Here is a 14,914-nt window from a genome sequence, read left to right as displayed (position 1 = left end):
AACCGCGTTCTCAAGCGCCGGACGGGCTGAGTCGGTCAGCCTGTTCGGCGTTTTGCGTGGGCGCTTGCGGGCGCACCCTGATGTGCCGCAGTCCCATCGTCGCCAGCCCCGCGGCCGCCAGGAGCACCAGCGCCCCCGCGAGCGCGGCGCCCCGCATGCCGTCGGTGAACGCCTCGCGGGCCGCCGTCGCCAGGGCGTCTCCCGCGCGCCCGGGCAGTTCGGCGGCGACGGCCAGCGCGCCGCCGAGGGTCTCCTGGGCCGGAGCGGGTGCGTCCGACGGCATGCCGTGGCGGTAGAGGGCCGTACCGATGGAACCGAGGGCGGCCATGCCCATCGCGCCGCCGAACTCGGTGCCGGTCTCCAGCAGTGACGAGGCCGCGCCCGCCTTCTCGACGGGCGCCGAGCCGAGCGCGAGGTCGGTGAGCTGGGACATCACGACGACGATGCCGGCGGCGAGGACGCCGCACGAGGCCAGCACCAGCCACAGCGAGTCGGTACCGGACAGGGCCATCAGCACATAACCGGCCGCCCCCGTGCCGAAGCCGGCCGTCACGACGTACGCGCGCTCGACACCGCGCTGGACCAGCTGGGCGGCGACCGGGGCGGCGACGCCGATGAGCACCGACGGCAGCAGGCTCCACAGCGCGGCCTCCAGCGCGCTCTTGCCGAGGACCGACTGGAGGTACTGCGTGGAGAAGTACGCGGAGCCCATCATCCCGAAGGCCGACACGGTGTTGAGGACCAGCGCCGGGGTGAAGCCGTGGCCGCGGAAGAGGGCCGGCGAGATCATCGGCGAGGCCGAGGTGCGCTGACGCTGCACGAACAGCGCCGCGAACAGCAGACCGACGGTGATCGAGACGACGTAGCGGACGTTCCAGCCCTCGGAGGGAAGCTCCTTCAGGCCGTAGACGACGGGCAGCACGGCCGCCATCGACAGCGGGACGCTCAGCAGGTCGAAGCGGCCGGGGGAGGGGTTGCGGGACTCCGGGAGCAGCAGCGGTCCGAGGATCAGCAGCAGGGCCATCGCCGGCAGGTTGACCAGGAAGACCGAGCCCCACCAGAAGTGCTCGACGAGGACGCCGCTCATGACCGAGCCGAGCGCGATCCCGGCCGTCATCACCCCGGACCACAGCCCGATCGCCTTCGCCCGCTGGGAGGGATCGGTGAACATCGTGCGGACCAGCGCCATCGTCGACGGCATCAGGGTGGCGCCGCCGATGCCGAGGACCGCGCGGGCCGCGATCAGCGTCTCGGCGGTGTGCGCGTAGGCGGCGAGCAGCGAGGCTCCGCCGAAGGCCGCCGCGCCCAGCAGGAGCAGCCTGCGCCGGCCGATGCGGTCGCCCACCGCTCCCATCGTCATCAGCAGACCGGCCAGCACGAAGCCGTAGATGTCGAAGATCCACAGCTGCTGGGTGCCGGTGGGGTCCAGGTCCGCGCTGATCTCCGGGACCGCGAAGTAGAGGACCGAGACGTCCATCGAGACCAGGAGCAGCGGAAGCATCAGCACGGTCAGGGCGGTCCACTCGCGGCGGCCGGCCAGAGGCGGGTTCGGTGTCATGCCGAGGACTGTACGCACGTCTTATACGCTTGTATAGAACGATTGTTTAAGACGGACGTATAGCAGGCCGGGTAGGGTGTGGCCATGGGACACCGTGAGGATCTGCTGGAGGGCGCCAAGCGCTGCCTGCTCGCCAAGGGGTTCATGCGCACGACGGCACGCGACATCGTCAAGGAGTCGGGGACCAACCTGGCCTCCATCGGCTACCACTACGGGTCGAAGGACGCGCTGCTCGCGCAGGCGTACGTGGCGCTGGTGGAGGGGATGGGCGACGCCTTCGAGGGGGACGGGGGCCTGGACGAGACCCGGCCCGGCTCCCTGGAGCGGTTCGAGCGGGTGTGGTCGAACATCGTCGGCACCATGAAAGAGCCCGGCTCGCTGTGGCGGCTCAGCATGGAGATCGTCGCCCTCGGCGACCGGCTCCCGGAGGTCCGCGACCACCTGGCGGCGGCGCAGCGCGAGGCGGGGCGCGGTCTGATCCCGCTGCTCATGGGCGGCCGGGAGGAGGACGTCTCCGACGACACGGCGGACACGCTCGGCGCGTTCTACGTGACCCTGATGACGGGCCTCATCGCCCAGTGGACGTTCGACCCGAAGTCCGCGCCCGACGGCGCGCGGCTGGCCGCCGGCCTGCGTCAGGTGATGGACGCCGCTACAGGCGGTGCGCCTTGAGGGCCATGTGCAGCAGCAGCCGGTCCTCCCCGTCGTCCAGGTCCAGGCCGGTGAGCTGTTCGACGCGGGAGAGGCGGTAGTACAGGGTCTGGCGGTGGATGCCCAGCTCGGCGGCGGCGCGGCCGGCCTGCCCCGCGCGGTCGAGGTAGGTCTCGGCGGTGCGGACCAGCTCCCGGTGGGCCGGGGAGAGCAGGACCCGCAGGGCGGGGTCGTCCGCGGACCGCGGGGGCAGCGCGGTCAGCAGGCGGAACGCCCCGATGGACGTCCACTCCGCGACCGGACCGAAGCGGGACTCCGCGCGTGCCGCCCGCGCCGCCGCCGATGCCTCCCACCAGGCCGCCCCCAGCTCCGCCAGCCCCGAGCGCGGCGCGGAGACCCCGGCCGCGATCCCGCCGCCGCGGGCCCGTTCGAGGAGCCGGGCCGCCGCCGAGGTCGCCGGGGTCGGCACGTCCGCCGAGCGCAGCCGCACCAGCAGGGCCAGCGACTCGCCCGCGGTGCCCCACGGCACCGTGCACAGCGCCGTCGCCGCCGGCACCGTGCGGACCGAGGGCGCGTCCTCGGGATCGGCCGACGGCCAGGGCGCCACGCAGACCACCGCGTGCAGGGCGTCCGCGCGGGCGCCCAGCGCGGTGCGCAGCTCCGCCACGGCCATGTCCCGCTGCCAGTCCCGCTCCGCGGTCAGTACCGCCCGCAGCTCCCGGCTCAGGTCCGCGCCGTGCTGCGCCTCGTCCGCGAGCAGCGCGCCGATCCGGGTGGTCACCGCCATGGCCGCGGTCAGCTGCCGCTCCGTCGGACCGGGGTCGGTGTCCAGGAGCCACACATAGCCGAGGACCACGCCCCGATGGCGGACCGGCAGACAGGTGCGGCCCCGGTACACCCCCGCCTCCGGCGTCGGCGGGATGCGGACCGGGCCGGTGGCACGGGTGATGCCGAAGCCCTCGAACCAGGCCCGGACGGCGGCGGTGGAGCGCCGGGTCAGGATCGAGCGGGTGCGCACCGGGTCCAGGGCGGAGGGGTCGAGGTCGCCCTCGCTGTCGTAGGCACCGAAGGCGATCAGCTCGAAGTCGCGGTTCTCCAGGGTCGCCGGGGCGCCCAGCAGCTCGGAGATCTCGTCGATCAGCTCCTGGTAGTCACCCTTGGAATCCGTCGTCACCCGGGCATTCTGCCGCATTTGCGCGCCGCTTTCATACACATGTCTGAGATCTGTGGCACGGATGCGTGACACCTGTCGATGGCCGACGATCGGGGGGATCCTTAGATTTCACGGTGGTTCTCCGTGCCGTCCCCCGTCCGTCGGGCTACGGCCTCGTGTTGGTTGGTAAGTGGAGGTGCCCCGTGCTGGGTCCCGTGATTCTCGCCGCGTCGCGCAGCGACCGGATGCGCCGGCTGGTGTCGGCCGCGCCCGTGACCAAGCCGGTCGTCGACCGGTTCATCCCCGGCGAGACGGTCGACGAGATCGTGCCGATCATCCGGGACCTGACCGACCAGGGCCTGGAACTGACGATGGACGTCGTCGGCGAGGACATCACGACCCCCGAGCAGGCCGAGGCCGCCCGCGACGCCTACCTGGAGCTGATCGACCGGCTGAAGCCGCTGGAGCTCGGCACCCGCGCCGAGATGTCGGTGAAGCTGTCGATGTTCGGCCAGGCGCTGGACGGCGGCCACGAGCTGGCCCTGAAGAACGTCCGCCCGGTCGTCGAGGCCGCCGCCGAGATCGGCACCACCGTCACCCTCGACGCCGAGGACCACACCACCCTCGACTCGATGTTCGCCATCCACGACGAGCTGCGGAAGGACGTCCCGCAGACCGGCTGCGTCATCCAGGCCTACCTCTTCCGCACCGAGGCCGACGCGCGCCGCCTCGCCGACAGCGGCTCTCGCGTACGGTTGGTGAAGGGCGCCTACAAGGAGCCCGCAGAGGTCGCGTACCAGCAGCGCCACGAGATCGACAAGGCGTACGTCCGCATCCTGCGCACCCTGATGGAGGGCGAGGGCTACCCGATGATCGGGTCGCACGACCCGCGCCTGATCTCCATCGCCCAGGAGCTGGCCCGCACCGCCGGGCGCAAGCTCGACGAGTACGAGTTCCAGATGCTGTACGGCATCCGCGGCGACGAGCACCTGCGGCTGGCCGCCGAGGGCCACCGCATGCGCGTCTACACCGCCTACGGCACCGACTGGTACGGCTACTTCATGCGCCGTCTGGCGGAGAAGCCGGCGAACCTCCGGTTCTTCGCCCGCTCGATGGTCAGCAAGGGCTGAGCCCGCACCCGCTCGCAAGACCGCTCAGTAAGGAGTAACGGAAACCATGGACGCTGTGACCCAGGTCCCCACCCCCGTCAACGAGCCGGTGCACGGCTACGCCCCCGGCTCGCCCGAGCGTGCCCGTCTCGAGGTCAAGCTCAAGGAGCTGGCCGACAATCCGGTCGACCTGCCCTGCACCATCGGCGGCGTCAAGCGGATGGGCGGCGGTGAGCGCTTCGACGTCGTGCAGCCGCACAACCACAAGTCCCGCCTGGGTACCTACGCCAACGCCACCCAGCAGGACGCCCAGGACGCGATCGACGCCGCCCTGGCCGCGGCCCCCGCGTGGCGCGCGATGTCCTTCGACGACCGCGCGGCGATCATCCTGCGCGCCGCCGAGCTGCTGTCCGGCCCGTGGCGCGAGACCATCGCCGCCTCCACGATGCTCGGCCAGTCCAAGACGGCCCAGCAGGCCGAGATCGACAGCCCCTGCGAGCTGATCGACTTCTGGCGCTTCAACGTCCACTACGCCCGCAACATCCTGGCCGAGCAGCCCCCGGCCAACTCCCAGGGCGTGTGGAACCGCATGGACCACCGCCCGCTGGAGGGCTTCGTCTACGCGATCACGCCGTTCAACTTCAGCGCGATCGCGGCCAACCTGCCCACCGCCCCGGCCCTCATGGGCAACGTGGTGGTCTGGAAGCCGTCCCCGACGCAGACCCACGCCGCCGTGCTGCTGATGCAGCTGCTCGAGGAGGCCGGGCTGCCCAAGGGCGTCATCAACCTGGTCACCGGCGACGGCATCGCGGTCTCCGAGGTCGCCCTGGAGCACCGGGACCTCGCGGGCATCCACTTCACCGGCTCGACCAAGACCTTCCAGCACCTGTGGAAGACGGTCGGCAACAACATCGAGAAGTACCGCACCTACCCGCGCCTGGTCGGCGAGACCGGCGGCAAGGACTTCCTCGTCGCCCACCCGAGCGCCGACCGCGCCGTGCTCAAGACCGCGCTGACCCGCGGTGCCTTCGAGTACCAGGGCCAGAAGTGCAGCGCCACCTCCCGCGCGTACATCCCGGCGTCCATCTGGAACGACGGCTTCAAGGAGGAGTTCGCCGCCGAGGTCGACTACCTCACCATGGGTGACGTCACCGACCTGTCGAACTTCGTGGGCGCCGTCATCGACGCGCGGTCCTTCGCCAAGAACAAGGCGGCCATCGACCGCGCCAAGGCGGACGAGACCTGCACGATCGTCGCGGGCGGCTCCTACGACGACTCGGTCGGCTACTTCGTGCGCCCGACGGTCGTCGAGTGCACCGACCCGGAGAACGAGGTCTTCCGCACCGAGTACTTCGGCCCGTTCCTCGCCGTGCACGTCTACGACGACGGCGTGGACGGCGCGTACGACGCGATGCTCACCCAGATGGAGTCCGTCTCCGACTACGCCCTCACCGGCTCGGTCATCTCCAACGACCGTGCGGCGGCGGCGTACACGATGGAGAAGCTGCGCTACGCGGCCGGCAACTTCTACATCAACGACAAGTCGACCGGCGCCGTGGTCGGCCAGCAGCCCTTCGGCGGCGGCCGCGCCTCCGGCACCAACGACAAGGCCGGTGCCCCGCAGAACCTGATGCGCTGGACGCTGACCCGCGCCATCAAGGAGACGCTGGTCGCGCCGACCGACTACACGTACCCGCACATGGGCTGACGCCCTGTGAGCGACGCCCGGGGGGCCAGGTCGACCGACCTGGCCCCCCGGGCGTTTTCGCAGTTCGGGGGCGTGTGACCGAGGGCACCGTCTCAGATAGTAGGAAGTCCGAGTAATTGTGGAGACAGACGCTCCGCACTCCCTTAGCTTTGTAGGAGCCGAACGTACCGCTCGATCGAGCGGATGGCGGTCGTGAGCCGGGCCCCGCGCAGGCAACCCCTGCGGCACCGCGCTCCCCGCCCCTTCCGGCGTCTCTCCGTACCGCTCGCTCTCCGCGCTCCCTTAGTGCCGAAGGAGTCGATTCCCATGGCCGAGACGACCGTCCGCCGCCGAGTCCGCCACCTCTCCCGCAGCGCCGACTCCGACCGCAAGAACGCCGCGGCCGCCCTCCAGCGCGCCCTCGACCGCCGGGACAACGGCGGGTCCACCGGGCACTGAGCCGCGGGCAGCGGGGCGTCCGCATGCCGGACGCCTCGTGTCATCCCGTGGGACGAGGAGTAGGGTGCCGCACATGTCGGCAAGTTCTCGCAGCCTCAATCTCGCAGTGATCCCCGGTGACGGCATCGGCCAGGAGGTCGTGGCCGAAGGCCTGAAGGTGCTCTCCGCCGTCCTTCCGCAGGATGTGAAGCTGGAGACCAAGGAGTTCGACTTCGGCGCCCGGCGCTACCACGCCACCGGTGAGACCCTCACCGACGCCGACCTCGACGCCCTCAAGGGCCACGACGCCATCCTGCTCGGCGCCATCGGCGACCCGACGGTGCCGTCCGGCGTCCTGGAGCGCGGCTTCCTGCTCAAGCTCCGCTTCGCCTTCGACCACCACGTCAACCTGCGCCCGTCCAAGCTGCTGCCGGGTGTCGCCACCCCGCTCGCCGGCCAGCCGGAGATCGACTTCGTCGTCGTCCGCGAGGGCACCGAGGGCCCGTACACCGGCAACGGCGGCACCATCCGCAAGGGCACCGAGCACGAGGTCGCCACCGAGGTCTCCGTCAACACGGCCTTCGGTGTCGAGCGCGTCGTCCGCGACGCCTTCGCCCGCGCCCAGGCCCGCCCCCGCAAGAAGCTCACGCTGGTCCACAAGAACAACGTGCTGACCTTCGCGGGCCACCTGTGGACCGACATCTTCAACAAGGTGGCCGCGGAGTACCCCGAGGTCACCACCGACTACATCCACGTCGACGCCGCGACCATCTACCTGGTCACCGACCCGTCGCGCTTCGACGTGATCGTCACCGACAACCTCTTCGGCGACATCATCACCGACCTCGCCGCGGCCGTCTCCGGCGGCATCGGCGTCGCCGCCAGCGGGAACATCAACCCGTCCGGCGACTTCCCCTCGATGTTCGAGCCGGTGCACGGCTCCGCCCCCGACATCGCCGGCCAGGGCAAGGCCGACCCGACCGCCACGGTCCTGTCCGTCGCCCTGCTCCTGCGCCACCTCGGGTACGAGGGCGAGGCGGCCCGGATCGAGGAGGCCGTCTCCGCCGACCTCGGCGAGCGCGGCGACCTGCCCGCGCGCACCACCTCCGAGATCGGCGACGCGCTCGCCGCCCGAGTAGCCGGCTGATCCGGCGCACTCGAAACAAAACCTTTCGTAGCCGCCGGGTCCGAGAAACAAGGCACCCGGCGGCTTTCTCCTGCGTCCGCCAGGTGCGACCATCAGACCCTGGGCCGCATTCACCCCGTTTCATCCGTCACCGGTCGCGCGCGATAATCGAACGCGAAGCCGTGACATGAGGGAATGCTCGGACGTCCTGCCACCGGCCACCGGCCGTACGGGCGTGACAGCGGCCCGTCACAATCAAACCGGTGAAGGACATCAACCCATGACGACGCGCACGATCGAGCTCAAGCCCTCCGCCAACCCGCTCTCCGACGCGGAGCGGCAGGCGATTCTGGCCAACCCCGGGTTCGGCCGCCACTTCACCGACCACATGGTGACGATCAAGTGGACCGAGGGCCGCGGCTGGCACGACGGTCAGCTCGTCCCGTACGCCCCGCTCTCCCTCGACCCGGCCACCATGGTCCTGCACTACGCGCAGGAGATCTTCGAGGGCCTGAAGGCCTACCGCCGGCCCGACGGGAGCGTCGCCACCTTCCGGCCGGAGAAGAACGGCCGCCGCTTCCAGGCCTCCTCGCGCCGCCTCGGCATGCCCGAGCTGCCGGTGGAGACGTTCATCGAGGCGTGCGACGCGCTGGTCCGCCAGGACCAGGACTGGGTCCCGGCGCACGGCGGTGAGGAATCCCTCTACCTGCGCCCCTTCATGATCGCCACCGAGGTCGGCCTGGGTGTCAAGCCGGCCGGCGAGTACCTCTTCCTGGTCATCGCCTCCCCGGCCGGCGCCTACTTCCCGGGCGGTGTCAAGCCGGTCTCCATCTGGGTCTCCGAGGACCGCGTCCGCGCCGTCCCCGGCGGCATGGGCGACGCCAAGACCGGCGGCAACTACGCCGCGTCGCTGCTCGCGCAGGCGGAGGCGGCGGCCAAGGGCTGCGACCAGGTCTGCTACCTCGACGCGGTCGAGCACCAGTGGGTCGAGGAACTGGGCGGCATGAACCTGTACTTCGTGTACGGCGACAAGATCATCACGCCCTCCCTCACCGGTTCCATCCTGGAGGGCGTCACCCGGGACTCCCTGCTCACCGTCGCCCGTGACCTCGGCTACGAGGCGGAGGAGGGCCGCGTCTCGGTCGAGCAGTGGCAGCGCGACTCGGAGAACGGCACCCTCACCGAGGTCTTCGCCTGCGGCACCGCCGCGGTGATCACGCCGGTCGGCACGGTGAAGCGGGCCGGTGCGGAGTGGAAGCAGAGCGGGGGCGAGCCGGGCGAGGTGACGCAGCGGCTGCGTACGGCGCTGCTGGACATCCAGCGGGGCAAGGCCGAGGACAAGCACGGCTGGATGCACCGGCTGGCCTGACGTACCCGGCGTGGGGCGGGCCCTGCCGGGGGCCCGCCCCGGATCCCGGCCTATGCCCGCCCACCACCCGACTCGCTCGGGGAAGCGGCAGCCGGCGCGAGCTCCGTCGCGCTCGCCGCGGACGCGACGGCACCCGGCACCGCGATCACGTAGACCACCCCGCCCACCAGGCCCGACAGCAGGAAGCTGCAGTCCACCCCGCCGGTCAGGGACAGCAGGGGGCCCTCGTAGGACGGCAGGGACACGGCCAGGACGCCCACCGTCGCGCCCACCGCCCAGGCGGCCGTCGCGGGGACGTTCCAGCCGGCGCGGTACCAGTAGATCCCGCCCCGCGCGCGGCGGTTGAAGACCTGGAGCGCGTCGGCGTCGTAGACCCCGCCGCAGCGGACCGAGCCGATCATCGTGATGACCGCCCACGGCGTGCCGATCGCCGTGAGCAGCAGCACGAACGACGTCATCGCCGACTGCGCGTCCCAGGCGTAGTGCCCGGCGAACACGCAGGCCGTCGCGACGACGGCGACGGCACAGGTGGCGCGGGCGCGGGAGGCGCGCGGCAGGATGGCGTCCAGGTCGAGGCCCATCGAGTAGAGCATCAGCCCGGCGTTGCCCACCGAGCCGGCCGAGGCGGCCAGCAGCAGCGGTACCAGGTACCAGGCGGGGGCGGCGTCGACCAGCGGGCCCGCGTAGTCGAGGGCGGCACGGGCGGCGTACGCCGTGAAGGTGCCGAAGAGCTGCGGCACGAGCAGCCCCAGCATCAGCCCCAGCCAGGTCGCGTGCAGCACCCGGCGCGAGGAGAAGCGGGCCGGTGAGATGTAGCGGGTGTAGTCGCCGAGCAGCGTGATGAAGGCGATCGGCCCCGACAGTCCCGCGGCCACGGCGGCGAGCAGCCACGTCGGCCAGAAGCCGCCCAGCAGGTAGCCGCCGGCCTCGGGGAGCGCGGCGGTGGTGAAGTCGGGTGCGTAGGCGATCACGCCCAGGACCAGCAGGGCCGTCATGCCGTAGGCCAGCACCTTCGACATGGCGAGCAGCACCCGGTAGCCGTAGACCGCGCCCGCGACGGTCGCCGCGGCGAGCAGGCCGTAGACGACGGCGTACGCGGCCCCGCCCTGCGGGAGTCCGACGAGGCGGCCGAGCACGCCCATCATCACGTCCCCGCCGATCCACACGGTCAGCGCCGTGTAGCCGAGGGCCAGCAGCAGCCCGACCACCGAACCCACCAGCCGCCCGCGCACGCCGAACTGGGCGCCGGACGACGTGGACAGGTTGGTGCCGGTGCGCAGCGAGACCAGCGCGAGCGGTGCCGTGAACAGCGTGCCGGCGACCGTGCCCGCCACCACCGCGCCGACCGACGCCCACCAGCCCAGGCCGAAGGAGGGCGGCAGCCAGCCGAAGACGATCACGCCGAGGCAGAGGTTGGAGCCCAGCAGGATCGAGACGAGATCCCTGGGCCCGCTGGTGCGTTCCTCCTCGGGGATGGTGTCGACTCCGCGCTGTTCGATCGGCATGGCTGGTCTCCTTCGACGGCCGCCTGATGGTTTAGAGCGACGTTCAATGTGACGTCTGCTTGTGCTGCCCGTCAATGGTTCCGTTCGAGGGATGCTCTGTTTAGAGTGGTGCTCTAAAGTCGGGATGGCAAGGAGGTGCCGCGTCGTGAGACTGACCCCCACGGAACGTGACCGGCTGCTGCTCTTCGGGGCGGCCGAGCTGGCCCGGGCCCGCCAAAGCCGCGGGCTCCGGCTGAACGTGCCGGAGGCGACCGCGCTGATCGCGGACACCGTGTGCGAGGCCGCCCGCGACGGTGCCCGTCTCGCCGAGGCCGTCGAGCGGGCCCGGTCCGTGCTCGGCCCGGACGACGTGCTGCCCGGAGTCGCGGACGTGGTCACCGAGGTCCACGTGGAGGCCGTCTTCGACGACGGCTCCCGGCTCGCGGTCGTCTCCGCGCCGATCGGGGGCGGGGGACTGGGCCCGGCGGGCCCGGGGGCCCTGCTGCCGGGGCCCGACCACGCCGAACCCGAGGCCGCGCTCCGGCTGCCGGTCACCAACACCGCGACCGTGCCGGTCTCCGTGACCTCCCACTTCCACTTCTTCGAGGCCAACCCGCGCCTGGACTTCGACCGAGAGCGGGCCTACGGCATGCGTCTCGCGGTCCCCGCCGGGTCCTCCGTCCGCTTCGGGCCCGGCGAGAGCGCCGAGGTCGGCCTGGTGCCCATCGGCGGGCGGCGGATCGCGATCGGGTTCGCCGGACTGGTCGACGGGCCGCTGGACGCGCCGGGCGCCAAGGAGGAGGCCCTGCGGCGGGCGGCGGCCTGCGGATACCTGGGCGTGCCCCCCGTAGCAGACGGATCACCGGAAGGAGGCGTGCGATGAGCCGCTCCAAGGGACGCGAGATCAGTGAGTCGATCCACATCGACCCGTACGCCTACGCCGCCACCCACGGCCCCCGTGCGGGCGACCGGCTGCGCCTCGGCGACTCGGGGCTGGTGATCCGCGTCGAGTCCGACGCCCAGCTCCAGGGCGACGAGTTCCTGGCCGGGTTCGGCAAGACCGCCCGCGACGGGCTGCACCTCAAGGCCGCCGCGGTGCGCGAGACCTGCGACGTCGTCATCAGCAACGTCGTCGTCATCGACGCGGTCCAGGGCATCCGCAAGGTGTCCATCGGCATCCGCGAGGGCCGCATCCACGCCATCGGCCGGGCCGGCAACCCCGACACCCTCGACGGCGTCGAGGTGGTCGTCGGCACCGGCACGTCCATCGTCTCCGGCGAGGGCCTGATCGCCACCGCCGGAGCCGTCGACACCCACGTCCACCTGCTCTCCCCGCGCATCATGGAGGCGTCGCTCGCCTCCGGCGTGACGACGATCATCGGCCAGGAGTTCGGGCCGGTCTGGGGCGTCGGCGTCAACTCGCCCTGGGCGCTGAAGCACGCGTTCGGCGCCTTCGACGCCTGGCCGGTCAACATCGGGTTCCTGGGCCGGGGTTCCTCGTCCCACGAGGCACCGCTGATCGAGGCGCTGGCCGAGGGCGGCGCGTCCGGCTTCAAGGTGCACGAGGACATGGGCGCCCACACCCGCGCCCTCGACACCGCGCTGCGCGTCGCCGAGGAGCACGACGTCCAGGTCGCCCTGCACAGCGACGGCCTCAACGAGTGCCTGTCGGTCGAGGACACCCTCCGTGTCCTGGAGGGCCGCACCATCCACGCCTTCCACATCGAGGGCTGCGGCGGCGGACACGTCCCCAACGTGCTGAAGATGGCCGGCGTCCCCAACGTCATCGGCTCCTCCACCAACCCCACCCTGCCGTTCGGCCGGGACGCGGTGGCCGAGCACTACGGCATGATCGTCTCCGTCCACGACCTCAAGACCGAACTGCCGGGCGACGCCGCCATGGCCCGCGACCGCATCCGCGAGGGGACCATGGGCGCCGAGGACGTGCTGCACGACCTGGGAGCCATCGGCATCACCTCCTCCGACGCCCAGGGCATGGGCCGGGCCGGCGAGACGGTCCGCCGCACCTTCGCGATGGCGGGCAAGATGAAGGCCGAGTTCGGCGCCCCCGACGACGACAACGACAACGAGCGCGTCCTGCGCTACATGGCGAAGCTGACCGTCAACCCCGCCATCGCCCACGGCCTCGCGCACGAGGTCGGCTCCATCGAGGCCGGCAAGCTCGCCGACATCGTGCTGTGGCGCCCGGAGTACTTCGGCGCCAAGCCGCAGCTCGTCCTCAAGGCGGGCTTCCCGGCGTACGGCGTGGTCGGCGACCCGAACGCGGCGACCGACACCTGCGAACCCCTCGTCCTCGGCCCGCAGTTCGGCGCGCACGGCGCCACCCCCGCCGAGATCTCCGTCGCCTTCGTCGCGCAGGCCGCCGTGGACCAGGGGCACGACACGATGCCCACCCGCCGCCGCCGGGTCGCCGTGCGCGGCACCCGCTCCATCGGACCGGCCGACCTGCGCCTGAACTCCCGCACCGGACAGGTCGACGTCGACCGGCGCACCGGCCTGGTCACCCTGGACGGCGACCCGCTGCGCTCCGAACCCGCCGAGTCCGTCTCCCTCAACCGCCTCTACTTCCTGTGAAGGTGCCCGCCATGACCCCTGCCGCCGACGGCTTCCGCATGCCCGCCGAGTGGGCCCCGCACGAACGCACCTGGATGGCGTGGCCGGGCCCCAACCCCACCTTCGAGGACCCCGGGGACCTGGCCGCCGCGCACATCGCCTGGGCCGGTGTCGCCCGCGCCGTGCGCCGCTTCGAACCGGTGACCGTGGTGTGCGGTCCGGGCCGGTCCGCCGAGGCGCGGGCGCTGCTCGGCGACGGCATCGACACCGTCGAACGCGAGCTGGACGACGCGTGGATGCGGGACATCGGCCCCACCTTCCTCACCGGACCGGACGGGCTGGCCGCGGTCGACTGGACCTTCAACGGCTGGGGCGCGCAGGAGTGGGCCCGCTGGGAGCACGACGCGAAGATCGGCGCGCACGTCGCCGACCTCGCGGGCGCCCGGACCTACGCCTCGCCGCTCGTCAACGAGGGCGGCGGCATCCACGTAGACGGCGAGGGCACCGTGCTGCTCACCGAGACCGTGCAGCTCGGGCCCGAACGCAACCCCGGCTGGACCAGGGAGCGGGTCGAGGCGGAGGTGCACGCCCACCTCGGCACCAGCAAGGCGATCTGGCTGCCCCGCGGCCTCACCGGCGACTACCCGCCCAACGGCTTCGGCACCCTCGGCCACGTCGACATCGTCGCCGCCTTCGCCGCGCCGGGCGTCGTCGTCGCCCACCACCAGCCGGACCCGGCCCACCCCGACCACGAGGTGACCAAGGAGGCCATCGGCGTCCTGCGCGCCGCCACCGACGCCCGGGGCCGCCGCCTGGAGGTCGTCGAGGTTCCCGCCCCGACCGTCCTGGAGGCCGACGGCCACTGGGCCGACTACTCCTACATCAACCACTACCTGTGCAACGGCGGCGTCGTCCTGTGCGCCTTCGACGACCCGCGCGACGAGATCGCGGCCGGTATCTTCCGCCGCCTGCACCCGCGGCGGACGGTGACCCTGGTGGACGCGCGTACGATCTTCGCGGGGGGCGGGGGCATCCACTGCATCACGCAGCAGCAGCCGAGGATCCAGACGACCTAGGAGCGGGACATGGCCGGTGGTGGGCGCAGACAGGCGCCGCCGCGCGAGGACGTGCTCGCCGCCGCCATGGAGATGATCGCCGAGCGCGGCCTGGAGAAGCTGACCATGGCGGCGCTCGGCCGCGAGGTCGGCATGAGCAGCGGCCACCTCCTCTACTACTTCCGCTCCAAGGACGAACTGCTGCTGCGCACCCTGGAGTGGAGCGAGGGCCGCCTCGGCGTCGAACGCGGCCGCCTGCTCACCCGGCCCGGCACCGCCCGTGCACGCCTCCAGGAGTACGTCGACCTCTACGTCCCCGACGGCCACCGCGACCCGCACTGGACGCTGTGGCTGGAGGTGTGGAACCGCTCGCAGGGCGCCGCCGACGAGTCCGACGCCCGCGACCGGCAGGCCGCGATCGAGGGCGCCTGGCACCGCGACCTGGTCGCCCTGCTCGCCGAGGGCGTCTCGCGCGGCGAGTTCCGCCGCGTCGACCCCGACCGGTTCGCGTCCCGGCTGCGGGCCCTCCTCGACGGCCTCGCCATCCACGTGGCGATCGGCCTGCGCGGGACAGACCGGGCGCAGGTCCTCGCCCACGCGCGGGAATTCCTGGCGGACTGCCTCTTCACGGACGCCTGACCAGGGCACCGCTCGCATCCTGAGACGCCCGGTGAGCGGCTGGACGGAATGTGCCAGACTGCCCCCGTGCT

Annotated in this window: 13 protein-coding genes; 10 read left to right on the top strand and 3 right to left on the bottom strand. The window is 72.0% G+C overall.

All coding sequences use genetic code 11. The features are described from left to right. Window positions 1-10 precede the first annotated feature (10 nt). Window positions 11-1,558: an MFS transporter gene (locus tag DMH12_RS14600; protein ID WP_185832317.1), complete on the bottom strand. Its 1,548-nt coding sequence runs from the start codon at window positions 1,556-1,558 to the stop codon at window positions 11-13. 84 nt (window positions 1,559-1,642) lie between these two features. Here DMH12_RS14600 and DMH12_RS14595 point away from each other — a divergent pair, with 84 nt between their 5' ends. Continuing rightward, complete coding sequence (locus DMH12_RS14595; RefSeq protein ID WP_125491994.1) at window positions 1,643-2,230, top strand: TetR/AcrR family transcriptional regulator; 588 nt, start codon at window positions 1,643-1,645, stop codon at window positions 2,228-2,230. On the opposite strand, the gene DMH12_RS14590 is transcribed toward DMH12_RS14595, so the two are convergent. Next, the gene (locus tag DMH12_RS14590) at window positions 2,211-3,401 is read right to left on the bottom strand and encodes a CdaR family transcriptional regulator (RefSeq protein ID WP_125491993.1); all 1,191 of its coding nucleotides are present in this window, start codon (window positions 3,399-3,401) and stop codon (window positions 2,211-2,213) included. The genes DMH12_RS14595 and DMH12_RS14590 overlap by 20 nt on opposite strands. A gap of 164 nt (window positions 3,402-3,565) precedes the next feature. On the opposite strand from DMH12_RS14590, the gene DMH12_RS14585 reads away from it, so the two are divergent. The 5 genes from DMH12_RS14585 (at window position 3,566) to DMH12_RS14565 (ending at window position 9,091) form a co-directional block, all read left to right on the top strand. Further along, complete coding sequence (locus tag DMH12_RS14585) at window positions 3,566-4,492, top strand: proline dehydrogenase family protein (protein ID WP_122617631.1); 927 nt, start codon at window positions 3,566-3,568, stop codon at window positions 4,490-4,492. A 46-nt stretch (window positions 4,493-4,538) separates the two neighbouring features. Next, entirely contained in the window at window positions 4,539-6,179 is a 1,641-nt protein-coding gene (pruA, locus tag DMH12_RS14580; protein ID WP_125491992.1) for an L-glutamate gamma-semialdehyde dehydrogenase, read from the top strand. A 306-nt stretch (window positions 6,180-6,485) separates the two neighbouring features. Continuing rightward, window positions 6,486-6,617: a hypothetical protein gene (locus DMH12_RS39770; RefSeq protein WP_107420291.1), complete on the top strand. Its 132-nt coding sequence runs from the start codon at window positions 6,486-6,488 to the stop codon at window positions 6,615-6,617. Window positions 6,618-6,690: 73 nt separating this feature from the next. Further along, on the top strand, window positions 6,691-7,743 hold the full coding sequence (locus DMH12_RS14570; protein ID WP_125491991.1) for a 3-isopropylmalate dehydrogenase: 1,053 nt from the start codon (window positions 6,691-6,693) through the stop codon (window positions 7,741-7,743). Between the two features lie 259 nt (window positions 7,744-8,002). Next, window positions 8,003-9,091 carry a branched-chain amino acid aminotransferase gene (locus DMH12_RS14565; RefSeq protein ID WP_125491990.1) on the top strand — a complete coding sequence of 363 codons (1,089 nt, stop codon included), beginning with the start codon at window positions 8,003-8,005 and terminating at the stop codon, window positions 9,089-9,091. A gap of 50 nt (window positions 9,092-9,141) precedes the next feature. Here the strand turns inward: DMH12_RS14565 and DMH12_RS14560 are convergent, their stop codons facing one another. Next, complete coding sequence (locus tag DMH12_RS14560; RefSeq protein ID WP_125491989.1) at window positions 9,142-10,596, bottom strand: cytosine permease; 1,455 nt, start codon at window positions 10,594-10,596, stop codon at window positions 9,142-9,144. Window positions 10,597-10,741: 145 nt separating this feature from the next. Between DMH12_RS14560 and ureA the strand changes: the two genes are divergently transcribed. Genes ureA through DMH12_RS14540 form a run of 4 tightly spaced genes read left to right on the top strand, consistent with a single transcriptional unit; the run spans window position 10,742 to window position 14,843 of the window. After that, window positions 10,742-11,458 (top strand): urease subunit gamma, encoded by a 717-nt coding sequence (ureA, locus tag DMH12_RS14555; protein ID WP_125491988.1) that lies wholly within the window; start codon window positions 10,742-10,744, stop codon window positions 11,456-11,458. Continuing rightward, the gene (locus tag DMH12_RS14550; RefSeq protein WP_125491987.1) at window positions 11,455-13,170 is read left to right on the top strand and encodes an urease subunit alpha; all 1,716 of its coding nucleotides are present in this window, start codon (window positions 11,455-11,457) and stop codon (window positions 13,168-13,170) included. Before ureA ends, DMH12_RS14550 begins: the two co-directional genes overlap by 4 nt. A gap of 11 nt (window positions 13,171-13,181) precedes the next feature. After that, on the top strand, window positions 13,182-14,225 hold the full coding sequence (locus DMH12_RS14545; protein ID WP_122617638.1) for an agmatine/peptidylarginine deiminase: 1,044 nt from the start codon (window positions 13,182-13,184) through the stop codon (window positions 14,223-14,225). A gap of 9 nt (window positions 14,226-14,234) precedes the next feature. Further along, window positions 14,235-14,843: a TetR/AcrR family transcriptional regulator gene (locus DMH12_RS14540; RefSeq protein ID WP_125491986.1), complete on the top strand. Its 609-nt coding sequence runs from the start codon at window positions 14,235-14,237 to the stop codon at window positions 14,841-14,843. Window positions 14,844-14,914 lie beyond the last annotated feature (71 nt).

The sequence above is a fragment of the Streptomyces sp. WAC 04229 genome (genome assembly GCF_003947455.1).
Lineage (GTDB): Bacteria > Actinomycetota > Actinomycetes > Streptomycetales > Streptomycetaceae > Streptomyces.
This window is presented reverse-complemented; position numbering and strand designations above follow the sequence as displayed.

Excerpts from the sequence above, each read along its gene's own strand:
- DMH12_RS14540 (WP_125491986.1), top strand. The coding sequence starts at position 14,235 with ATGGCCGGTGGTGGGCGCAGACAGGCGCCGCCGCGCGAGGACGTGCTC.
- pruA (WP_125491992.1), top strand. The coding sequence starts at position 4,539 with ATGGACGCTGTGACCCAGGTCCCCACCCCCGTCAACGAGCCGGTGCAC.
- DMH12_RS14570 (WP_125491991.1), top strand. The coding sequence starts at position 6,691 with ATGTCGGCAAGTTCTCGCAGCCTCAATCTCGCAGTGATCCCCGGTGAC.
- DMH12_RS39770 (WP_107420291.1), top strand. The coding sequence starts at position 6,486 with ATGGCCGAGACGACCGTCCGCCGCCGAGTCCGCCACCTCTCCCGCAGC.
- DMH12_RS14595 (WP_125491994.1), top strand. The coding sequence starts at position 1,643 with ATGGGACACCGTGAGGATCTGCTGGAGGGCGCCAAGCGCTGCCTGCTC.
- DMH12_RS14590 (WP_125491993.1), bottom strand. The coding sequence starts at position 3,401 with ATGCGGCAGAATGCCCGGGTGACGACGGATTCCAAGGGTGACTACCAG.
- DMH12_RS14600 (WP_185832317.1), bottom strand. The coding sequence starts at position 1,558 with ATGACACCGAACCCGCCTCTGGCCGGCCGCCGCGAGTGGACCGCCCTG.
- DMH12_RS14545 (WP_122617638.1), top strand. The coding sequence starts at position 13,182 with ATGACCCCTGCCGCCGACGGCTTCCGCATGCCCGCCGAGTGGGCCCCG.
- DMH12_RS14560 (WP_125491989.1), bottom strand. The coding sequence starts at position 10,596 with ATGCCGATCGAACAGCGCGGAGTCGACACCATCCCCGAGGAGGAACGC.
- DMH12_RS14565 (WP_125491990.1), top strand. The coding sequence starts at position 8,003 with ATGACGACGCGCACGATCGAGCTCAAGCCCTCCGCCAACCCGCTCTCC.
- DMH12_RS14550 (WP_125491987.1), top strand. The coding sequence starts at position 11,455 with ATGAGCCGCTCCAAGGGACGCGAGATCAGTGAGTCGATCCACATCGAC.